We start from the raw sequence: 21,129 nt of genomic DNA on the forward strand, positions 1-21,129 counted from the left end.
GGGTGAAGACGCCGGCTGCGATGCGGGTGCCTCCCCAGTCGAAATCGCCGTGGTAGCGGAGTGCGGCGCCGCGTGCGAGGAGCCAGCGGAGGATGCGGGTCGCGGCTACGGAGGGGGTGCCTTCCAGGCAGATCAGGGGTGGGCAGGCGGGGCCCAGTTCGGTGGCCGCCGCTGATACCACTGCCGGGTTCTCGCAGACGCTGATGGTGGTTCCGGACAGGTCGCGGGCGGCGGTGGGGTTGGTGGACGTCGTGTCCGGGAGGGATTCGAGGTGCCGCAGGGTCAGCACGAGCGGCTCGCCCGCGGTGGCGCCGAGGGCGAGGAGCCGGGCGAGGAAGCCGGCGTCGTCCGGGGGCGGGATGTTAAGTACCAGGACGCGGGAGGAGAGGTCGTCGGTGGCGACGCCGGCGGTGGCCCAGGCGTGGCGGCGGCCTTCGGCGTCGGCGGTGTCGGCGACCGTCAGGGCGGCCAGTGATCGGATCGCGCTCATCACGAGGGCGGTGAGCGGGCGGCCGTCGTCCAGGGCGTGCGCGTCGCCGACGGTGCGGGCGGCCAGGACCTGGCGGACGATGCCGGGGTGCGGAAGCATGGCCAAGACGCATGCCGTTCGCCGGGCTAGTTCGGCGCCGGTCGCCGGGTCGGCCGCCTGTCGCTTGAGCAGGCCGGTGGTTCGGACTCGGTGCAGCCAGACGGCGAGTTCGGGGCGCTTGACCGCCAGGCTTTCGAGTGGTTCGTGGGCTGATTCCCAGGCGATCTGCGCAGCTGACACGGCTTCCTGGCGGACGCTGATCGGGCCGCGGAGGGCTTGGACCGCGGCGGCCAGACCGGCGGGGCAGATCCCGGAGTCCTTCAGGACGGTGTCGACGTCCGGTAGCCGGACCGTCAGCGACCTGCCTCGGCCCGGGGGCCTTCCGAGCAGCCGTTCGACGGCGCGCCGCTGCTCCGGTGTGGGGACGGCCAATGTCGCGGTTCCCTCGGCCGCCGGGTCTCCGCCCGCGATCCTTTCGGCCACCCGGTCCACCAGCCAATTCAGCTCCGGGGCGCCGAGCAGCCGATGCAGGCGCGCGCTGTCGATGGGAGGCTGCGCCTGGTCGTCGGCCATGCGGATCAGATATCGAACAGGGTCGGGCCCGGCTCGCCGGAGGGCAGGTCGGTGTCCCGGGCGCGTTGGGGCGGCAGGTATGGTTCGGGCCGTGCCGTGCGAACGCGGTCGCGTCCGTCCCAGCGCCACGGGGTGACCAGGACCGCGTCGACACCCTCGTGCCGGGCCAGCTGGGCGATGCCGATGCCGGGCACGGTGGGGTAGCAGGCCCATTCCCGTTCGGAGGTCATGACGACGTCCAGGTCGAAGGCCGCGAGCAGGCCGAGGCACTTGGCCCGGGAGTCATCGTCGACTCCTGCGAAGGCCTCGTCGAGGGCGATCAGGCGCGGGGCGTGCGGATGTCCTGAGGAGTAGTGCGAGGACGCCGCGGCGAACAGTGGCACCGAGGCGGCCAGGACCCGTTCGCCGCCGGACGCGGGGCCGACGGCCGAGGTCCACGCGCCGTCGGTGCGGCGCTGGATGGCGAAGGCGTGCCAGGCGCGGTAGTCGAAAGCGCGGGCCAGCTGGTCGTGCCAGGTGTCGGCCGGGTTGGCCGCGCGGTCGTCGGCGATGCGGCGCTGGAGGAACTCACCGACGGCGGCTCGGTCGGCCGGGCTCCAGGCGTCCACCGCCTTGCGCAGCAGGCGGGTCCGGACGGCTTCCAACCCCTCCGGCGCGCCCTTGGAGGTGCGCCAGACCAGCCGCAACGCCATGCCCGTGGAGGTGGGACGGGACTCCAGGTCCTGGTTCATGGCCGCCACCATGCCCTCGGCCTCGGTGATGAGCTCCTGCAGGGCGCTCGCGACCTCGCCGACCAGGTGGTTCTCCAGCAGTTCCCGCTCCTTGGCCGACAGCAGCCGGTCCCGCTGATCCACCTCCCGCTCCAGGACGGCGGCCAGCGACGGCACGTCCTGGGCGCGGCCGGCGAACAGCACCTCCACGACCATCAGGCCATCCTGGGACAGGGTCATGGAGACCTGGTGGCCGTGGCGGGCCAGAGCTCCCGACAGTTCTTGTTGCTCACGCGAGACGCGTTGCTGGACACGCTCCCAGGCACCGTCGGTGTCATCGACCGCGGACAAGGCGGCATCGGCGGAGCGGGCCAGAGCCACGGCCGGGGCCGGAGCCCAGGACTCGGCCGGGTCGGGGTGTTCGAGATCCGGCAGGGACGTGGCGAGCAGGCCGGTGGCGGTGAAGCGGCGCAGGGCGGCGATCGCCTCGTCGCGAACGACGGTCGCCTCGGCGATGGTGTCTTGAAGCTGCTGCAGGCGGCCCTCGGCACGACCACGCTCCACGACGGCTTCTTCGCGGCGGGCCGCGACCGACGACGCGGTGGACTCGACAGCGGCGAGTGCGGTACGGACCTCGTCGAGCCTGCGGTAGAGCTCTTCCACCGCTGCACCGGACGTCGCCAGGAGCATACGGTGCTCCTCGGCCGCCGCCTCGGCGTCGTGCCGGGCCCCGACGTCGGCCCTGTCGGCCTCGGCCTGGTGGGCGGCGGCCAGTCGGCGCTCGTTCTCGGCGGTGGCGGCGCTTCTCGAGGAGCGTGAGGCCTGCGTCAGCGCGGGCCACAGCTCGGACAGGGTGTTGCGGTAGTCGTTCAGGGCCTCGGTGACGGCGTCCAGGGCGGCCGCTTCGTACGGAAGGTGCGTGTCCTCGGCGAAGCCGAGGACACCGGAGGCAGCCTCGTCGGCGGCCTCGGCGGCGAATCCGACGGCCGCTGCCGCCTCGTCACGCCGCGCGCCGGCGCCCCGGGCCGCCTTGGCGTGAAACGCGGCGCTGCTGTGGGCCTCACGCACTTCGGCATCGGACGGCTGGGCACGCAGTTCGTCCGCGACCGCGGCCAGCCGCCGTGCGACGGCGTCGGACTCGTCGATCAGAGCATTGATCCGGGTGTCGAGCAGAGCGATCCGGGACCGGAGTTCGGCCAGGCGTGCCCGGCGAGCCGACTCGCGGGCGCCCTCGCCGATGTAGAAGGCCGATTCCTTGTGCCAGGCACCGCGCAACACGCCGATACCGAACCGCCCGTCCGCACTGATCCACGTGTGGTGGCCGGGTTCGGGCGCTCCGGCCGCGATACCGCCGATCCCGGCCAGGACCGATGCGACCGCCGATTCGGACAGCGCGGCGGCCTGCGGATCGGCCGCGTCGATCGCGGGACGCAGGGCCGCGGTGAGGCCGGCGTCGGGCGCGGACCCGATCGGCGTCACGAGGGTGTCGCCGCCGACGTCGAGCAGCCGCCCGTCCGGGGCGACCCAGGCGTCCAGCAGTCCCGACGCCTCCAGCGCGGCCTCCAGCCCGGCCCGGTCGGCCTCGGTGACGTGCTCGTGGAAGTCCACGACCTTCCACAGCGGCGCGCCCGGCCGGCCGGTGCGGGCGTCCGCGTCGCGGGTGTGCGGGATCGGCGGAGCATCGTGGTGCCCCTGTTCCAGGCGCGTGATCTCCTCGCCGAGTGCGGACCGTTCCCGTCCGGCCTGCCCGCGGTGGTTGTCGATGTCCGCGACCCGGCGGTTCAGCTGCGCCTCGTGCTGCCGGGCGACCTCCTCAGCCTGGCGCGCCATCGGATTCGGCCCGTCGAGGGTGGTGACCCAGAGCTCGAGTTCGGACAACGCCGCATCGCGGTCGGGCAGAACGATCTCGGCACCGGCGGCGCTCCACGATTCCCACGCGCCCACCAGGGACCGACCGCTCGCGATGACGATGTCGGCCGCGTTCGAGGCACGTTCGGCCGCCGCGGTCGCCTCGCTCGCGGCCGACTCGGCGGCCGCCCGTGCGGCCCCCAGAGCGCGGCCGGCCGACTCGGCCGTCTTGTGGAGGTCGCGCAGGCCGCTGATCGCCTGCTGCCGATTGCGGATCTGCGAGTCGGCCCACTGCCGGGCCGGCGCGACAGAACCCTCCGCATCGCTGTAGGCCGCCGTGAGTGCCGCACGGACAGTGGCGTGATCGACACCGGAGGCCTCGGCGGAGCTGCTCGCCGCATGGTGCAGACGCTGGACCGCGATGTCGTCGGCGTCGGCGTCGGCCCGTGCCTGCTCGGCGCGCGCCGACCACTTTTCGGTGTCACCCACAGCCCGCTGCCGGTCCCCGGCACGGCTCCGAGCCACCCCGGCCAAAGTCTCGGCGGCCTTCGCCAGCCGCTCGATCTCCCGGGCGGTGTCCATCGCGGGGTCGCGGTTCAGAGCGTCCTTCTGCGCGGTCAGCAGCGTCTTCCGCTCGTCGAGCCCGGCCAGTTCCTCCTCAGCCCCGGTGACGGTGATGTGTGCCTGGTCCCTCGCAGTCGTCGCGGCTCCGAGATCGCGGCCCAGCTGCTCGTACCTGCTGTGTGCCTGCCGCACTCCGGCAGCCGTTCGTTTCGTCGCGACCTGGGCGTAGCGGCGGTAATGGATGAGGAACGCCGTGGCCGCGCCCCGGGCCTCGGTCAGCGCGGCCAGGGCGTCACGTTCGTCCTGCAGACCGCGGAACGCCTCGGCGATCTCACCGATCAGGCTGTCGGCCAGCGGCGGCAGCGCCTCCGTGAGCGCTTTCGACAGCAGCTTCTCGTCCGGCCTCTTCGACAGCTGTGGCTGCCGCAGCTGGATCAACAGGTTGACCAGGGCCTCGTAGCGCCCGGTCCCCAGTCCGAACAGCGCTTCGTCGACCGCGCGCCGGTAGGCCTTCGCGGTCGTGAACACAGCGTGTGTGCCGACCTTCTCCTCAAGCGTCTTGCGGGAGTAGGAAACCCGGTGCTCGTTGCGCAACGGCAGATCCGGTCCGATCCGCTGGTCGGTGACGAAGAACCAATGATCGGCGATGCCGCGGCCCCTGACGGCCTTCAGAGCGCAGCCGATGGTGCGGTAGTGCGCGACACCGTCGTCACCGATGCGGCCGAACTCCAGCCAGGTGTAGCCCAGACGCTCGTCGTGGGGGTGCTTGTCGCCGAGCAGGAGATTCCACTCCATGCGCTTGGCGCGGTCGCCGTCGGGTTCGACCCGGGCCGGGACCAGTTCGCCGTCCAGCAGGAACGGCAGCGTGAGCGCCAGGACCTTGGACTTGCCGGTGCCGTTGTTGCCCCGCAGCAGTAGACGGCCGTCGTGGAACCGGAACTCCTCGGCGTCGTAGTAGAACACGTCGATCAGGCCGGCGCGCAGCGGCTGCCAACGGTCACGGCCGGGCAGGGGAAGAGCGGGCGCCGGAAGCGCGGTCGGGGTGGTCACGAGCGGGTTCCGGCCTTCTTGATCGTGGGTTCGGTCATGGCGAAGCGCATCAGCGCCGAGCGGGGGTGGATCCGGGTCCGGCCGTGGTCGTCGCGGACCCGCTTGAGGAGGTTCAGGGCCTCCAACTTCGCGACGGCCTGCTCGACCAGGTCCGCCGCGGCGGCCGGTTCGGTCGCGGTCTTGCGCCAATACGAGGAGTGCGCCTTGGCCTGGGCCTGGACGAAACTGACGAGCTCGGGCAGGGTGGGCGCCGTGCCGTCAGTGGCGATCTTGGTGGCGATCAGCAGCGTGACGTGGCCGTCGGTGCCCTGTTCGGGCATGCGGACATCGGTGAGCGTGTCGTCGGGGTCGAGCATGGCGATGCCCTCGGCGCGCATCTCCGGAATCAGGCCGGTCAGCTCGGTGATGCGGCGGGTGATGATGACACGCTGATTGACCAGGTAGGCGCGTTCGGCCTCGGTCAGATCGGCGTAGTACACGACCGGGTCGTCCAGCAGGCGGCGGGTCATCGCGTGCCGCAGGGAGCGCAGACGCAGATCGTCCGTTTCCGGCACCGGTTCGGCGGCCAGCGCCGTCAGGCGTTCCTCGAACGACGCGGCGGTCACGGTGGACGCCCCGCGCGAGGTGGCGAGCAGACCGCTGCTCACCCGGCGATCGACGTCGTAGAGCACGTCGTTGCCGCCGTCGGAGACGAAGGCGTCCTCGTCGCCCTGCACGCGGGTCAGCACGCCCCAGGACAGCAGGAGCCTGACCACGGCGACCAGGTCTGCGCGCTCCTCACGGCGCCCCATGCCGAAGCTGATCCCGGCCTCCGTCAACGCCGGGTCGGTCGACCCGGTCAGCACGCCGTCGGCGAGCCGGCCGAGCGTGGTCTGCGATTCCGATCGCTCCAGCACCGCCAGGGCCAGGCACAGCAGGACATAGCGACGCCGGGTGAACGGGACCTTGGTCTTCGGGGCACGGGCCGGCCGGGTCGGGTCGTCCAGGTCGGCCGGCTTCTTGACCAGCCGTGCGGTCTCGGCGTCGACGGTCAGCCGCCAGCCGGCCTGGTCGGCGAACCAGCCCGCCAGCTCGGCGGCGTGCTTGCGGACCAGGCGGAAGTCGTCGTCGCGCGCGGTCAGCAGCGGGTGGGACAGCAGGGCACGGGCGGCGCGGCGGCGTTCGACGTCGTGGTCGCCCATGGCCGCCGATGTGGTCGTGGTCCAGGTCGAGACGGTCATCGGGCCGCGGCCTGTCGCGCGTGTTCGGTCAGATCGACGATCTCCACGACGTGTTCGGGGCCGGACAGGACGCCGTCATCGGTGTGGACGGTGACGACCCGGTCGGCGTCCACGAGCTTGAGGCGGATCTCCATCGAGCCGTCGCCGCTGGTGGCGGTCGTGGTGGTAGCACCGGGACGGCGTGCGGCCAGCGCGTCGCCGAGAACCGACAGGAACAGCCGGAAAGCTCTGAGGTCCAGGCCGTCGGGGCCGGCCAACTCCGACAACAGCACGGGACCGTCGGTGGCCAGCAGGCGGCGGGCCTCGGCGATCTCCGCCGCCTCCCGATCGGCTTCGGCCGCCAGCAGACGGCGGCCGGCGTCCCGGTCGATCGCCCGATTCGGCGCGCCGCGACGCTCGTAGGAGCCGGTCTCGCGCAGTCTGGGGCTGATGCGCATGGGCTCGGCGTCCGCCCACGGGGTTCCCGGTGGGTAATCCGCCGCCTCCCAGGCGTCTTCGGTCTGGGCGTCGATGGTCAGGTGCCGGGCCGGCGCGAGCGCGAAGGCCGCTCGCCACAGACGGTGCGCGGCGGCGTCGTCGGGTGCCTGGGCGAAGAACCGGGCCAGCGCACGCAGGTCGGCCGAACGGTCCGAACGCCCGCCGCGGCGTTCGTTGAGCGCGGCGACCGTGTTCACCAGGTTCGTGATGCCGCTGACCGCGGCGTTGCGCAGCAACCGGGCCTGCGACGGACGGCGGGTCCCGGTGCTGACGAACCATTCACGCAAGCCCCGCCAGCGGTTCTCCCAGTCGCGGGCCGCGACCCGGACGGCCGCGGCATAGGCGTCGTCGGCGCCGGAATCCGCATCGTCCTCGGGGACGGCGTCGACCGCGTCGCGACGGGCCGCGGCGTCCAGGATCCGTCCGATACCCGCCGCCTCGATCCGCTCGATCAGGCCCGCGATCTGCGCTCCGCGGTTGGCCAGGTCGGCGATGAACTTGTCGATGTACTCGATCAGCCGGTCCTTGTAGGCCAGGAACGCGTCCTCTGCGCCGTCGGTGAAGTCGACCGCGCGGCGCAGCGAGGACATGAAGGCTTCGGCGTTGTCAGCCAGGCCGGTGAACCGCTCGGTGAGAGTGAACAACAGCAGACCGACGCCGGCCTGATCCGGCGGCGCCGGCGCCTCGGCGTGGACCAGGAGCGCGGCCAACTGCTCGGCGATGTCGGCCAGGGCCACCGTCTGCAGGCGTCCGCGCTGGCCGAGGGCCTGCTCGTAGTGATCGATCGCGGCCAGCGCGGCCTGGCCGTGCCGGGTCAGCTGGTAGATCTTCCGGGCGCGGTTGAAATCCTCGACCGTGCTCACCCGGCCGGTGTCGGCGTCCGAACGCAGGTTGCCCCATTCGACGAGCTTGTCGAGGGCCTGGACCAGCATTTCCGTGTCCGGCAGGGGCGGCGCGGCGCCGGCCGGGGAGTCGGCCGGGGAGTCGGCCGGGGAGTCGGTTCGATCGGATTCCCGCGGCCAGTCGACCAGGACGTCCTCGGGCCGCAGATGGACTGTGAAACGTTGCTTGGCCCGCGCGAACACGGCGAGGACCGTTGCATAGAGTTGGACGTTCGGAGCGCCGAGGTAGGCAAAGGGCTGCGGCGTCGACACGTCCGTCACGACGCCAATTGTGTCATCTCGGCGGACCGGTTCAGACCCGAACGGGTTAGTGGGACATCCTCCGGGCGCAGATCGGGGGCCTTGGACCTCAGAAATGTCGGCTACATGTGGGCTCGTGTGCGCCGGGGTCGCGATGGGGCTGGGCTAGGTCGTCGCTGTCCAGGCCTGGTCGAGGGCGCGGGTGATGACGCGCTGCCAGTTCGCCGGGGCGTGTGGGTCGCGGTTCGCGATGCCGGCGAGCCAGAGCATGCAGAACAGGTCGTGCTCGGTGAAGTCCGGTGAGAGGGATCCGTCGGCGTGTGCGTCGCGTACAAGGTCTCGTCCGAGGGCTATGGATCGGTCGCAGATGCCGAGGAGGGCTACTGCGTCCGGGTAGCGGCGCAGGATCGCGTCGTTGAGTGCGGGGTCCTCGCCTTGGAGTTCGATCATGCCGGTGACGAACTCTTCGAGCCGCTCGCGGGGGGTGTCCTTGGCCAGCACGCCGGCCCCGAAGACCAGCAGCTTGCTGCCTGCCACCTCGGGGACCACCGCGTCGATCAGGCCTTCGCGGGAGCCGAAGCGGTTGTAGAGGGTCCCGATACTCACGCCCGCGGTGCGCGCGATCTCGTCCAGGGAGGCGTCCAGGCCCTTGGCCAGGAAGACCTCGAGTGCGGCGGCCTGGAGTTTCGCGATGTTGTCGCGCGCGTCGCGCCGTAGTGGTCTCGCCTCGGTCATGGTGGCCCCGTCTCATCTTGAGGGTGTTCTCAAGTTAGGTGCTATGCTGAATTTTGAGAGGGTACTCAACTTACTGGAGGGAGGCCCTTGGATGGAAATGACAACGCCGGCCAAGGCACCTGCTCGGCTGACGATCGACGTGTGGGCGGACGTGCTCTGCCCCTGGTGCTACCTGGGCGAGGAGCGGCTGAGCAGTGCGATCGCCAGCTCGCCGCACGCCGCCGAGATCGAGGTGAAGGTCCACACTTTCGTACTCGATCCTGACGCACCTGCGCATGTCTCCCCGACTGTGGACTACCTGGCGAACAAGTACGGGGTCCCGGTGGCGCAGGCGCGTTCGATGGAGCGGAAGTTGGCCGGGCTGGCCGCCGCCGAGGGGTTGCCCTACAAGGTCGATCGTCTTGCGCGCAACACTCTCGACCAGCTGCGCCTCGTGCATCTGGGTGCCTCGTACGGCGTGGCGTGGGAGTACCTGCGGGCGATGCAGGCCGAAGTGTTCAGCGGGAACCCGGAGGCGTTCGAGCACGACACGCTGGTGCGGATCGGCGAGGGACTCGGCATTGCGGCCGAGGCGGTTCGCGAGGTGCTCGCCACCGACCGCTTCGCGGACGCGGTCCGTGCCGATCACGACGCCGCCGTGGCCCTGGGTGCACGTGGGGTGCCGTTCACCGTCCTCGGCAACCGGCTTGGCATCCCGGGCGCGGTCGGCGTCGACGAGTACGCCGCCGCTATAGATCAGGCGTGGGAGCGGGCTAATGGCTGACGACGGCGCATCCGCCTGGACGCAGCTGGAGTTGGTCGGCACCGACGTGCACGGCTACTGCGATGCCGCGACCGGAGTATGCGCGCTGCCTGATACCGCGACACCGACCGCTGATCCCGTTCCCGAACAACCTTTGCCCGCCAAACCGGCATCGACTGCACACACGCCACGTCTGTAGACGTCTGTAGATGTCTGTAGATGTCTGTAGACATTCATGATCGTCGCAGTCGAAAACCTACACGCGGTTCACCAAAACAAGGAGAAACAGCTATGCCCGTCATCGCCATCGTCGGCGCAGGCCCCGGCCTGGGACTCGAGATCGCCCGCGTCTTCGGCAAGGAGGGCTTCGCTGTCGCGCTGATCTCCCGGACCCAGTCGAAACTCGACGAACTCGCCGCCACACTTGGCTCCGAAGGTATCGAGGCGCGCGGGTTTGCCGGAGACGTCACCGACCCGGACTCGATCGCCGGCGCGCTCACGGCCGCCACGGACGCCTTCGGCGCCATCGACGTCCTCGAATTCTCCCCGCTCGATCCGGGCCTGGGCATGGTCGACGCCCTCAACGTCGACCGCGCCAGCCTCGCCCCGCAGCTGGAGTTCCACCTCTACGGTGGTATCGCCGCCGTACAGCAGGTCCTGCCGGCGATGATCAAAGCCGGCCACGGGACCGTCATCATCACCACCGGCGGTGGTTCGATCACCCCGGTCGCCATGATCGGCGACATCAACATCGCCCATGCCGGACTGCGCAACTGGGCGCTCAACCTGCACAACGCCGCCAAGCCACACGGCGTGCACGTCGCGCACCTGGCCATCAGCGCCTGGATCAACGGCGGCCATCCCGAGGCGGACGCCGCCGTCATCGCCCGCGAATACTGGAAGCTCTACGAGAACCCGGAGCAGGCGGAGTACCACCACATCGCGCTCGCCGAGGCCCCGGCTCCCCAGATCTGACCGACACGGCAAGCGAATCACCGGCCCACGGTCACCTCAGCGCCTGGTCGAATCCACGACGCTTCAGCGGCACACACGATCGCGACCGGCGAGCCGATCCACCCGTGTCGAGCGTGCGACGGCCCAGCCGACGACCACCACCTCGCGAGAGGCCCGTCCCCGGGCCCCGCACGCTTCTCTTCATCGTTCCACCACATGACGATCAAGGAGACACCCATGGCCATTCACCGCCTCAACCACGCCGTCCTCCACATCCGCGATCTCGAAACCAGCGTCGAGTTCTACACGAGCCTGCTCGGCTTCCGCGTCGTGTTCCGCACGCCCAACGCCGCGTTCCTCCGGGCCGGGGGCTCCACCAACGACCACGACCTCGGCTTGTTCCACACCGGCGCCGACGCCGGTGACTCCGAGGCCGGAGTAAGCACGGTCGGGCTCTTTCACCTGGCCTGGGAAGTCGAGACGCTGCCTGAACTCAAGGACGTCAAGAACCGACTGACCGAAGCCGGAGCGCTAGTCAACGAGACCGACCACGGCACCACCAAGTCCCTCTACGCCAAGGACCCGGACGGGCTGGAGTTCGAGGTCTGCTGGCTCGTGCCCGCCGAGCTGCTTCCCGGAATAGACCCGCAAGTCAGCGGACCGCTCGACATCGACGCCGATATCGAGCGATTCGGGGCCGAGACCCTCAGCGGCATCGGTGTCTCCACAGCACTCGCACGCTGAACCTGACGGGTGAGCTGGTGAGCTGGTGAGCTCCCCCGCCACATCTCCTCGGGGCCTGTGCCATTTGCCGCACGGGCCCCGAGAGCGTCAGCGGGGCGCGACCCAGCGCCGCAGCCCAACGCAGCCCAACGCAGCCCAACGCAGCCGCTAACCGCTATATGTCTCGGCGACCGCCGACCTCGGCTCCCGCCCTCGCACGACCTCGAAGGCGAGGCTCAACTCGGCTACTTGCCGGGGGTCTGACAGTAACCGGCCGGTTCGTTCCTCCAGGCGCCGGAGGCGGTAGCGCACCGTGTTCGGGTGGACGTGCAGGCGCCGTGCCGTCTCCTCGGTTGAGCCGGAGCTGTCCAGCCACGCGCCGAAGGTGTCCAGCAGGAGGACCCGGTCCTCGGCCGGCATGCTGTCCAGGCCGCCCAGGATGGCCCGGGCCAGCCGCCTCATCACGTCCGGGGCGCTGGCCGCCGCCACTGATAGCGGGTCCCGCCCGAAGACCACGACCCGGCCCTGGTCTGCGGCGCCGCGCAGGGCGATCTGCGCCAGTCGTACCGCCTGCGAGGTGGCTGCCAGGTCCTCGTACAGGGGGCTGACGCCGACTCGGCTCGCGCCGTCCGCGTCGAGCTTCTCGATCAGCCGGTCGAACTGGTCGCCGGGGCGCGGCAGGCTGGCCACGCCGACTTCCAGGTCGTGGGTGAGCTGCCAGGCGGAACCGATGCCCAGGGCGTCGAGTGTCTGCTCGATGCTCGGCAGGGCCGACTCCGCGATCGCGGCCACTCGTGCGGCGATCACCACATACGGACCTTGATGCGGGAGGCGTAAGAGGTCTGCGGCCTCCCACAGTTCGGGGTCGGCCAGGTTCCCTTCCAACAGCGCCTGCACCAAAGCGGAGCGCCGGCGCACCTGCTTGCGGACCCGCGTTTCCAGCTCGGCGCGATAGCTCTCGGACATGGCGGTGGTGAACTCGTGAAGGTGCCGCCAGGACTTGGTCGCGAGCAGGATCACCGCGGCCGCCGACCAGCCGTCTCGGGCTCCGGCTTCGGCGAGTTCCTCCCACAGGAAGGTCGCCCCGATCTGGTAGGCGTCGAACAGGGCCGACATCGGCACGCCGTCGCGGACGCCGGCCCGCCCGGTGTCGACCGGTGCCGAGCCGGCCGGGGGGCGGCCGCCGAGCACGGTCAGGAGCTGGTTGATGTTCTGGGCGCAGGTCACCCGCAGTTCGGGCTCGGCCACCAAGGAACGCAATACGGCCGACTCAGCCAGGATGTGCGCGGCCATGAGATCGGCCAGCTCGTCGAGCCGTTCCGCGAACCGCGCCACGAGGGCCCGGGCCTCAGCCTCGACCTCCGGCGTATGAACTGCCGCCATACTTGGAGATGCTAGTCGCGGGGGTATCTCCGCGAAGGTCGAATCACGCAGCCTCCGTGATCTGGTCGCAGTCGTCGCGATCTGGTCGCGGCCGTCACGATCCGGTCGCGGCTTCCGCGCCCGCGCGTGGCGATTGCTGTTGTACAGGCCAGGCTCACGGATTCGCGGCCAGAGACTGCCCGCTGGATCGCACATTCCATGCCAAGTGCAGCCATCGCCGCCACATCGCTAATCTCATCCCATGACGTCACCCCGCCACCAGGCCTTGATCACGGATTTCGCCGGCGTGCTGACCGACAACCTGGTGGAGGTCTATGCGCGTTTTGAGCAGCGCGAAGGATTGCGGCCGATGACGTTCTTAAGCGAGGGGTGGGGGTCGCCCGAAGGCCGGCTGTTGTATCAGCAGCTGGAGCTCGGGGAGATCGATCAGGCGGAGTGGAATGTCGGGATGGCTGCGCTGATCGGGGTGCGGCCAGAGGATTTGATGGGCCGGCTTTTGTTGGAGATGGATCCGGCCTACGAGATGCTGCGGCTGGTCACCGATGCGCGCGCGGCCGGTGTGAAGACCGCTGTGCTGACCAACTCGTTGGGGCGCGCGCCGTACGATCCCTATGCGCTGTATGACTTGCCGGGAAAGTTCGATGTCGTCGTGTTCTCCGATCGCTATGCGATGCGGAAGCCGGATCCGCGGATCTTCGAGGTGACCTGTGAGCTGTTGAAGGTGGCGCCCGAGGACTGCGTCTTCGTCGATGATTCGGAGCAGAATCTCCCACCGGCGGCCGCTATGGGGATGGTCACGCTGCACGGCGTCGATGAGCAGATCACGGTTCCGAAGTTGCGTCGGCTGTTGGCGATCTGACGCGCCCGGTCCAGCACGAAGACCGAATCAGGAGCCTTCTTCACCGTCTTCGGATTCGCTGTCTTCGGATTCACCGTCTTCGGACGAACTCAGCAGCGCGGCTTCCCAGGCCGCATCGATCATCCGGAACACCTCGTCCAGCGCGGCCTGCGGGTCGTCGGCCTCGCGGGCCAGCGAGAAGGCGTCGATCGCGAAGCGCGCGATGGTGCGGCAGGCCGTCGCGTCCCGCGGGCTGGCCGGGTCGGCGGTGATGGCGGCGGCCAGCGACTGCGCGTGCCGCAGCCGCATCGACACCTCGTACTGGCGCAGCGCGGACGATCCCTCGATCAGTTGCCAGAGCGGCGCCGCTTCCTCAGTCGTGCAGTGACTCAGCAGGGCCCCGGTCTCCTGGCGTAGCGCGGGGATGAGCGGGTCCTGGGGGGCGCGGGCGGTGACCGCGTAGGTGAGGCGCTGCTCGAAGTGCTCGTCCTGGTCGAAGACCAAGGCCTCTTTCGAGGCGAAGTGGGCGAAGACCGTGGTGACCGCCACGTCGGCCTCGGCGGCGACCTCGCGGATGCCCACCGCGTCGTAGCCGTGCTCCAGGAACAAGCGCAGTGCCGTATCGGCGATCTTCTGGCGGGTCGCGGCCTTCTTGCGCTCGCGACGGCCGGGCGGCACTGTCGGCACGGTCATGCACTGACACTAGCAGGTATGAAGTGCTACCCGTTTCGAAACACTAACCGTTAGTGCTATTGTCGGCGGCATGAAGAAGGTGATCTTCGCCGAGTTCGGCGGTCCGGACGTCCTGCGCCTCACCGACGCCGACGAGCCCCACGCGGGCCCGGGCCAGATACGCATAGCGGTGCGCGCCGCAGCCGTGAACGCCCACGACTGGCGGCTCCGGGAGGGCCAGTTCCAGCAGGCGCGTCCGATCGAGTTGCCGGCCGGGATCGGGATCGAGGGCGCCGGGGTGGTGGACGAGATCGGCGCGGGCGTCACAGGGTTCGAAGCCGGGGACCGGGTGTTCGGCGAGGGCTCGAGTACTTTCGCCGAGCACGCCGTGCTCTCGGTGTGGGCCCGCATGCCCGAGGGCCTGACGTTCGAGGAGGCGGCCGGATACCCGTCCGTGGTCGAGACCGCGTTGCGCGTCCTGCGCGAGGTCGGGGTGCGGTCCGGCCAGACGCTGCTGGTCAGCGGCGCCTCCGGCGGGGCCGGATCGGCGGTGCTCCAGATCGCCCGCGACCGGGGCATCAAGGTGATCGGCACGGCCGGCGCCGCGAACCAGGACTACGTACGCGGCCTCGGCGCCGTCGCCACCACTTACGGCGAGGGCTGGGTCGAGCGGGTACGGCGGTTCGGCCCCATCGACGCGGCGCTGGACCTGGCCGGCTCGGGCGTGGTGCGCGAACTCGTGGAGCTGACCGGGGATCCGCGGAAGGTGATCTCGATCGCCGATCTCGGGGCGCCGGAGTTCGGCGTCCGGTTCTCCGGCGTGGCGGGGAGCCTGCCGGACGCACTCGCCGAGGCCGTCGACCTCATCACCCGCGGACGGCTCCACATCCCGGTCGAGAAGACCTATCCGCTCGCCGAGACCGCGGCCGCGCACGCCGACAGCCAGGCCGGGCACACACGCGGGCGCCGAGTCATCGTCGTCTAAGGGGTCTTCGTCGTCTGAGAGCCTGGCGGTAGAAGTACCGGCGTGCGGCTCGGGCGGGCTCGTTAACATCCCGAGCATGATTGGTGATCTTCATCGCGAGGGGCCGGGGGTGATCGATCCCTGGTGGCTCGTGAACGCCGATCAGGAGCAGGTGCTGGCGCTGTTGGGAGCCGCCACGACCTCCGAAGGGTCGGTGACGGCGGCCGTCTACCGGGCATCGATGCGGGTGCACGGCGAATACTCACCGCGGGTACGACGCCACCTGCTGGCCCTGGACGCCGCCCGGTTCGGCCAGCCGGAGTTGTCGGCCCGGATCGCTGACGTCCCGCTCGACGACGAGCCCGCGCCCTGGACCGTGACCTGGGCGACTGGATCAGCCCTCGATGACCGGCTGCGCTTCGCCTTCGAGACCCCCGGTCCGGTGGACGGACTGGCGACCGGGCTGGTCGACGGCCGCCTGGTGCTGGTCGGCGAGCACGACGCCGACGAGGACGTCGAGGACGGGGACGAGGACGGCGACGTCGTCAAGGTCTGGGACCTCACCGCGATGGACGGCGAGTGCCAGTACGAGCCCGCGGCCGACTATGCCGAGGTCCGGACAGCCTCCCGATTCCTTCTGGGAGACCAGATTCTCGCCGTGGACTTCGACGGCGCGGTGCTGTCGGTGTACGACGCGGCGAGCGGCGAGCCGTATGCGGAGCCGTACTCGATCGACTTCGGCGAGGTGGACGCGGCGACCATCGTCGAGGTGGACGGCACGGCCTGGGTCATCGCCTCGGGCGGGGACTTCCCCTCCAGCGCGCTGTGGATCTGGGAGTTGGCTGCGCGCGGGACGATCGGGTCTGCGATCTCCGGGCATGTGCCCGGACACACCAAGCCGGTGAGCACGTTGACCACGGCCGTCTTGGACGGTCGCCAAGTCGTCGTCAGCTGCGGCATGGACTCCACGGTGCGGCTGTGGGACCAGGCGAGCGGACAGCCTGTGGATGGGCCGATGAACACCGACCGGCGGCACGTCGAGCGCGCTTCGGTCGCAGGTCCCGACGGGCCTTGGGGCTGGCGACCGGCCCTGGCGCTCCTCGAACTCGACGGCCGCCCGGCCGTCGCCACCACGGACGGCACGACGCCCCTTCGGTTGTGGGACGTGGAAAGCGGAGAACCGATCGGCCCGCTGGCCATCGAGTTCGACGACGAGTCACCGGTGATCGCCACCGGGGAAGCGGACGGCCGCACGATCATCGTCACCGCGCACGACCGCACGATCCAGGTCTGGGATCCGCGCACCGGCGAGGCGATCGGCGAGCCCATGAAGGATCGAGGAGGGTACATAGCGGCGTTGGCGATAGCCCGGCTACGCGGCCGGCCGTGCGTCATCGCCGGTATCGGCAGCGAATGGGCCTACGGCGGTGTCGCGGTGTGGGACTTGGCCACCGGCACGCAGGTGGGCGAGCCACTGCCGTTCCCGTCGACGGTGAGCGCGGTGGCCGCGTTGTCGGATGACTCCGGAGATGACTCCATAGCGGTCGGCTTCGATAGTGAAGTCGCGGTTCTGAGGTACCGCGGGGTCTGACGCTCCTGAGGTACGGCCGGGTTGTGAACATGCTCGGATACCCGCGCGTACGATCAGTGACTTCGGGAGGGGAGACCGATGTCACTGTCTCAGGTGTCGTTGGGTCGCGCATCGCGGCCCCGGCAGCCGATGACGCGGAAGTTCGCGCGCGGCGCAGGCTGCGTCTTCGGGTTCCTCGCCGCGCTGGCCGCCTTGGGGTCGGTGTTACTCGCGCTAGCCGATACGAGGGCTCACGCCGAATTGGCGCGGTTCGATGCCGCGCCGGTGTGCGCCTCATCCGCGCCGCCTTCCGCTTCGGCGGCCTGCAAGGCGGAGGTGGCGGCGACGCTGAAGTCTGCCTCGCTGTCCGGAGGCAAAGACCCGATGTGGACGCTTGAGCTCCGGCTGTCGAACGGCGCGCTGGTCGTCACCGATATAGACGACACGAATGGCGAGCCCGATTTCGGGGAGGCCGCCGTCGTCACCTTGTGGCGGGGGCATTGCGTCACGGTTCGCACCCTCGGCGAGGGGGACGTCTCCACCTACGACGACCCGGGCCGACGTGGCAACAACGACGGCGGCGGGTTCTTGGCGCTGCTGGTGTTCACCGTGCTGTTCGAGTCTGTGTCAGCGCTCTACTTCACCTACTTCAGGGTGCACCCTGAGCGGATGGTGGCCGCGTACCTTCTGGCCGCTGTTTCGGTAGCTGTGACCGCGGCGCTGCGGCTGTCGCACGCTTACGACGCGGAGGTGGTGGCGAGCTTCGTCGTGCCGCTCGCGGTGGCCGGGCTCTATCTGATGTGGCCGCGGCTTGAGTGGGCTCAGCGGCAGACGAGGTGGGCGGGGCCGGTCGCGTAGGGAAATTTCGGCTGACTGTCTGGTTATTGCAACCCGGCGTCGATTCTCGGTACCCTCGCCGCTGTACGGGCACACCGAGCACAGCGGCCGGGAAGGACCCGTGGGGTGGGACGGCGCGTTCGGCGGGGGTTCAGGCGCGCCGGTCATCGGTGGCGTACCGGGCTGCCCGCGATGGTGGTCGCGGCGGCGGCCGCGGTGGTTTTCGGGGCGCTCGGGTGCTTCGTCGCCGGGCTGGCCCGTTCTGAGGCGCCGGTCGTGGTGCGCGGGGCTTCGGCCGCCGACCGGGTGATGCGGTACTTGGGGACGTATCAGGCCACTGGTATGGGGAACGAGGACGCGGCGGTACGGCGCGCGGCGCGGCGGTTTTTGGGAGATGTGCCGGGGTCGGTGTATCGGGTCGACGCCTCGCGACCGCTTGAGGTGGCCGGGGGCGCGGCGGAGCCGTTCAGCGACGGGGCCGTGGTTGTCACCGGCCCCGACATCGCCGGTCATGCGACGTTGACCACCGGTAGGTGGCCGGTCGCGCAGGTGTTTTCGGCGGGTACTGATACCGCGCCGCAGGCGGCGATACCGCTCGAAGTCGCTGTGCCGGACACGTTGGCGGGTTCCTTCCGCCTCGGGCCGGGCAGCGTGCTCAGCCTCGGCGGTACCGGTCAGCTCGCGGATCCGGCCACGTCGCGTTCGGCTACCGTCGTCGGCGTCTATCGGGCTGATGACAGCGCCCTGTGGCAGGCGTTGCCGCCGGCCGCGCTACAGCAGACCGCCGCGCGTCCCGCTCAGGTACTCGTTGTGGCGCCGGACGCACTCGGCGGGGCGGACGGACTCGGACTGGCCGGGAGCTCGACCTGGATCGTCGATCCGCGGCTGAGCGGGCTGTCGGCAGCCCGGTTATCAGGGCTCGTGGACCGCGCGGACGCCGCGATCGTCAGCCAGGATGCCCGGGCGGCGCCCGGTGCCGCGCCGATCAGTCCGGCGATCATCGTCTCCTCGGCGCTGCCGGCACAGCGGACGGTGGCACGGCGCGCGACGCTCGTCGGAGAGGCCGGGCTCGCGGTGCCGATCGGGGTCCTGATCCTGCTGGCCGGGACGGCGATGGTGCGGGCGGCCCGGACGGTGGCGGCGCGGCGGCGGGCGGATGTGGTGCTGGCTCGGAGCCGGGGCGCCGGGCCCGTGGGGGTTCTGGGCGCGGCCGGGTTGGAGGGGCTTGGCGCAGGCGCCGTACTGGTCGTGGTCGTTCCCCTGGTCGCTCCCGCCGCGGCTCGACTGCTGGGCGAGATCACTCACATCAGGAATCTGACCTTCCCGGCGACCGGTCTGTTGACCGTGGCGATCGCGACCGCGGTCGGCATCGCGCAGGCCGGTCTCGCGGTCGCCGCCGCCTGGCCGGACGCGGTCGAACGCTTTCCCGGCGCCGCCATACGTCGCCGGAGTGCGCGGGCCACCCGGTTCCAGCGGGCCGGGACGGACCTGATGCTGGCCGGGGTCGCGGCCTGGGGGTTGGTGCAGCTCGACCACTACCGTTCGCCGCTGGCCGACCGAATCAGTACTCAGACAGTGGACGCTCCGGTCTCCCTCGATCCGGTGCTGATCCTGGTCCCGGCCGTGGTGACCGGCGCCCTGGCGATCCTGGTACCGCGGTTGCTTCCGCTCCTGGCCCGGCCGCTGGATCGGTGTGCACATCGGCGCCGTGGATTGACCGGCGCCTTCGGGATCTGGCAGGTCAGCCGGCGTACCGCCCGGCTGACCGGGGCGTTGCTGCTTATGGTGATGGCGATCTCGGTGGGTTCCCTCGCGCTGACCGCCACTGCCATGCGGGCACGTAACGTCAACGACCAGGCGGCGTTCGGGATCGGCGCCGACGTGCGCGTCGACAGTTCCGCGCTGCCGCCTTCGGCTCGGCATGCCGCCTATACATCAGTGCCCGGAGTCACCGCGGCGACGCCGCTGTGGTCCACACCGGCGACCACCGCCGACGGCACCCATACCGCGACCACCCTGATCGGCATGGACCCGCGTACCGCCGGTGCCGTGTTGGCGTTCGGTCCCGGCACCGCCTCGGCGGCGGCGCACAATGCGTTGGCCCGGCTCGGCGGCACCCCCCTCGGCGGCCTGCCGCTGCCCGGTCGGCCGGTGCGGCTCACGGTGGCGATGACGACCGCCGCTTCCGATGGCGCACTCCCGGCGGGATCAGAACTCGAACTCGGTGTCGTGGACGCCGACGGGCTCACCACGACCCGCACGGTGCCGTTGACCACCGGGGATGCCGCGTTCGATCTCACGAGCGCCGGGCCGCTGTCGTATCCGCTGCGTGTCACGTCCATCAGTGCCCTGACGCCCGAGTCACCGATCACCCACCTGGTCCGCATCGACGTTCGCGCCATCACCGGCGTCGATGCTCGCGGCGTGCCGACCGGTGCCGGTGTGATGCCCGCCGGCGGCGCCACGTGGCTGATCGACGGCATGCAGCCGGGCGTGCCGGGTGCGGGATCCGACACCGTCGCCTGCCCGCTGCCGGTTCACCAACCCGAGCCGGGTCAGGAGTCCGGCGGCGTTCTGTGCCGCGCTCGCGCGTCCGACAACGCGCTGACCACGCTGGCTTTCCTGACCCCGGGAGACAACGACGTCAGTGCGGATCGGCGTGGGCCGTTCACGGTCAGCGCCACACTCCCGGTTCCGCTCGCCGACGGGTTGACTCCGGCGCTGCCCGCTGTCGTCGACCAGGATCTGCTGAAGGGGACCGGGACGCACGTCGGCGACACGGTCACGCTCAGCGCCGACGACTCGCCGCCGCCGTCCGCCCTGGTCGGTGCGGATGCCGCGCCGCCTCAGCTCACGCTGCGCATCACCGGGGTCGTCACCGCCGTGCCCGGACAGAGCGCGGGACCGGCCGCGATCCTCGACCTCGCCACGCTCGCCGATCAGCTGCCCGCGCTCGGGCTGGACCCGCCGACCGACGCGACGTGGCTGCTCAAGGCCGCGCCCGGCAGCGAATCAGAAGCCAGCGAAGCCTTCGCCGCACATCCAGAGCTCGGGGCGCCGGTGCTGCGCAGCGCGGTGGCGGCCGGACGCTACGACGTCCTGCGCGCCGGATCGTCGGGGCTGTTCGCGGCCTGCGTCGTCCTGGCCCCGCTGTTCGCGTTGCTCGGCTTCGCGATGGACACGGTCAGCTCGGTCCGGGAACGCTCGCGGGGCCTGGCCGCGCTTCGGGCGTTCGGCGCGCGCCCCCGGGAACTCGCCGCGGCGCTGCTGATCGAGCAGGCTCTGGTGGCCGTCCTCGCGCTGGTGAGCGGGAGCGTCATCGGCGCGGGCGTCGCCGCGCTCACTGAACCGCTGCTGGCGACCTCGCCTGACGGGTCGGCGGCGCTGCCGGCGATGGCGGTGCTGATTCCCTGGCTGCGTACCGCGGCGCTCGGCTTGGGCACGGTCGTGGCTGTTGTCGCCGCGCTGTCGCTGATCGCGCGGGCGGCGGCCGCACTCGACTTGGCCAGGGTGCTCCGCGCGGGAGACGAGCTATGAGAATCGCGGGGGTTCGGGTCCGCACCGCCTTGCGCGAGTTTCGGGCCGACGGGGCACTGCT

16 protein-coding genes are annotated in these 21,129 nt (G+C 70.7%); 9 read left to right on the top strand and 7 right to left on the bottom strand.

The window, feature by feature from the left end; all coding sequences use genetic code 11:
• From IZR01_RS27785 to IZR01_RS27805, 5 genes are all read right to left on the bottom strand, one after another.
• On the bottom strand, window positions 1-1,102 hold a 1,102-nt coding region (locus IZR01_RS27785; protein ID WP_194925565.1), incomplete at its 3' end, for a TIGR02679 family protein.
• A 5-nt stretch (window positions 1,103-1,107) separates the two neighbouring features.
• Entirely contained in the window at window positions 1,108-5,274 is a 4,167-nt protein-coding gene (locus IZR01_RS27790) for a TIGR02680 family protein (RefSeq protein ID WP_194925566.1), read from the bottom strand.
• On the bottom strand, window positions 5,271-6,494 hold the full coding sequence (locus tag IZR01_RS27795; protein WP_228560364.1) for a TIGR02678 family protein: 1,224 nt from the start codon (window positions 6,492-6,494) through the stop codon (window positions 5,271-5,273). The genes IZR01_RS27790 and IZR01_RS27795 overlap by 4 nt, the downstream gene beginning before the upstream one ends.
• Window positions 6,491-8,134, bottom strand: coding sequence for a TIGR02677 family protein (locus IZR01_RS27800; protein ID WP_323747114.1), 1,644 nt, complete (start codon window positions 8,132-8,134; stop codon window positions 6,491-6,493). The genes IZR01_RS27795 and IZR01_RS27800 overlap by 4 nt, the downstream gene beginning before the upstream one ends.
• A 144-nt stretch (window positions 8,135-8,278) precedes the next feature.
• Window positions 8,279-8,848: a TetR/AcrR family transcriptional regulator gene (locus tag IZR01_RS27805; RefSeq protein ID WP_194925567.1), complete on the bottom strand. Its 570-nt coding sequence runs from the start codon at window positions 8,846-8,848 to the stop codon at window positions 8,279-8,281.
• Window positions 8,849-8,939: 91 nt separating this feature from the next.
• Here IZR01_RS27805 and IZR01_RS27810 point away from each other — a divergent pair, with 91 nt between their 5' ends.
• The 4 genes from IZR01_RS27810 (at window position 8,940) to IZR01_RS27825 (ending at window position 11,288) form a co-directional block, all read left to right on the top strand.
• On the top strand, window positions 8,940-9,611 hold the full coding sequence (locus tag IZR01_RS27810) for a DsbA family oxidoreductase (RefSeq protein WP_228554285.1): 672 nt from the start codon (window positions 8,940-8,942) through the stop codon (window positions 9,609-9,611).
• Window positions 9,604-9,789 carry a hypothetical protein gene (locus tag IZR01_RS27815; RefSeq protein WP_194925568.1) on the top strand — a complete coding sequence of 62 codons (186 nt, stop codon included), beginning with the start codon at window positions 9,604-9,606 and terminating at the stop codon, window positions 9,787-9,789. The genes IZR01_RS27810 and IZR01_RS27815 overlap by 8 nt, the downstream gene beginning before the upstream one ends.
• Window positions 9,790-9,881: 92 nt before the next feature.
• Window positions 9,882-10,565: an SDR family NAD(P)-dependent oxidoreductase gene (locus tag IZR01_RS27820; RefSeq protein WP_194925569.1), complete on the top strand. Its 684-nt coding sequence runs from the start codon at window positions 9,882-9,884 to the stop codon at window positions 10,563-10,565.
• Window positions 10,566-10,781: 216 nt separating this feature from the next.
• Entirely contained in the window at window positions 10,782-11,288 is a 507-nt protein-coding gene (locus IZR01_RS27825; protein WP_194893223.1) for a VOC family protein, read from the top strand.
• A gap of 147 nt (window positions 11,289-11,435) precedes the next feature.
• On the opposite strand, the gene IZR01_RS52545 is transcribed toward IZR01_RS27825, so the two are convergent.
• Window positions 11,436-12,650, bottom strand: a complete 1,215-nt coding sequence (locus IZR01_RS52545; protein ID WP_194893222.1) for a PucR family transcriptional regulator — start codon at window positions 12,648-12,650, stop codon at window positions 11,436-11,438.
• 241 nt (window positions 12,651-12,891) lie between these two features.
• Here IZR01_RS52545 and IZR01_RS27835 point away from each other — a divergent pair, with 241 nt between their 5' ends.
• Complete coding sequence (locus IZR01_RS27835; RefSeq protein WP_194893221.1) at window positions 12,892-13,509, top strand: HAD family hydrolase; 618 nt, start codon at window positions 12,892-12,894, stop codon at window positions 13,507-13,509.
• Window positions 13,510-13,536: 27 nt separating this feature from the next.
• Here IZR01_RS27835 and IZR01_RS27840 read toward each other — a convergent pair whose 3' ends face one another.
• A complete protein-coding gene (locus IZR01_RS27840) occupies window positions 13,537-14,181 on the bottom strand; it encodes a TetR/AcrR family transcriptional regulator (RefSeq protein ID WP_194893220.1) in 645 nt (214 codons plus the stop codon).
• 70 nt (window positions 14,182-14,251) lie between these two features.
• On the opposite strand from IZR01_RS27840, the gene IZR01_RS27845 reads away from it, so the two are divergent.
• The 4 genes from IZR01_RS27845 to IZR01_RS27860 all read left to right on the top strand — a co-directional run bounded on the left by IZR01_RS27845 (window position 14,252) and on the right by IZR01_RS27860 (window position 21,068).
• Complete coding sequence (locus IZR01_RS27845) at window positions 14,252-15,145, top strand: NADP-dependent oxidoreductase (RefSeq protein ID WP_194893219.1); 894 nt, start codon at window positions 14,252-14,254, stop codon at window positions 15,143-15,145.
• Window positions 15,146-15,221: 76 nt separating this feature from the next.
• A complete protein-coding gene (locus IZR01_RS27850; protein ID WP_194925570.1) occupies window positions 15,222-16,715 on the top strand; it encodes a WD40 repeat domain-containing protein in 1,494 nt (497 codons plus the stop codon).
• Between the two features lie 78 nt (window positions 16,716-16,793).
• Window positions 16,794-17,552: a hypothetical protein gene (locus IZR01_RS27855; protein WP_194925571.1), complete on the top strand. Its 759-nt coding sequence runs from the start codon at window positions 16,794-16,796 to the stop codon at window positions 17,550-17,552.
• A gap of 171 nt (window positions 17,553-17,723) precedes the next feature.
• Complete coding sequence (locus IZR01_RS27860) at window positions 17,724-21,068, top strand: ABC transporter permease (RefSeq protein ID WP_194925572.1); 3,345 nt, start codon at window positions 17,724-17,726, stop codon at window positions 21,066-21,068.
• Window positions 21,069-21,129 lie beyond the last annotated feature (61 nt).

It is taken from the genome of Catenulispora pinisilvae (assembly GCF_015356865.1).
Lineage (GTDB): Bacteria > Actinomycetota > Actinomycetes > Streptomycetales > Catenulisporaceae > Catenulispora > Catenulispora pinisilvae.

Coding starts and splice junctions, on each gene's coding strand:
- IZR01_RS27795 (WP_228560364.1), bottom strand. CDS start 6,494: ATGACCGTCTCGACCTGGACCACGACCACATCGGCGGCCATGGGCGAC.
- IZR01_RS27805 (WP_194925567.1), bottom strand. CDS start 8,848: ATGACCGAGGCGAGACCACTACGGCGCGACGCGCGCGACAACATCGCG.
- IZR01_RS27810 (WP_228554285.1), top strand. CDS start 8,940: ATGGAAATGACAACGCCGGCCAAGGCACCTGCTCGGCTGACGATCGAC.
- IZR01_RS27815 (WP_194925568.1), top strand. CDS start 9,604: ATGGCTGACGACGGCGCATCCGCCTGGACGCAGCTGGAGTTGGTCGGC.
- IZR01_RS27820 (WP_194925569.1), top strand. CDS start 9,882: ATGCCCGTCATCGCCATCGTCGGCGCAGGCCCCGGCCTGGGACTCGAG.
- IZR01_RS27825 (WP_194893223.1), top strand. CDS start 10,782: ATGGCCATTCACCGCCTCAACCACGCCGTCCTCCACATCCGCGATCTC.
- IZR01_RS52545 (WP_194893222.1), bottom strand. CDS start 12,650: ATGGCGGCAGTTCATACGCCGGAGGTCGAGGCTGAGGCCCGGGCCCTC.
- IZR01_RS27835 (WP_194893221.1), top strand. CDS start 12,892: ATGACGTCACCCCGCCACCAGGCCTTGATCACGGATTTCGCCGGCGTG.
- IZR01_RS27840 (WP_194893220.1), bottom strand. CDS start 14,181: ATGACCGTGCCGACAGTGCCGCCCGGCCGTCGCGAGCGCAAGAAGGCC.
- IZR01_RS27845 (WP_194893219.1), top strand. CDS start 14,252: ATGAAGAAGGTGATCTTCGCCGAGTTCGGCGGTCCGGACGTCCTGCGC.
- IZR01_RS27850 (WP_194925570.1), top strand. CDS start 15,222: ATGATTGGTGATCTTCATCGCGAGGGGCCGGGGGTGATCGATCCCTGG.
- IZR01_RS27855 (WP_194925571.1), top strand. CDS start 16,794: ATGTCACTGTCTCAGGTGTCGTTGGGTCGCGCATCGCGGCCCCGGCAG.
- IZR01_RS27860 (WP_194925572.1), top strand. CDS start 17,724: ATGGTGGTCGCGGCGGCGGCCGCGGTGGTTTTCGGGGCGCTCGGGTGC.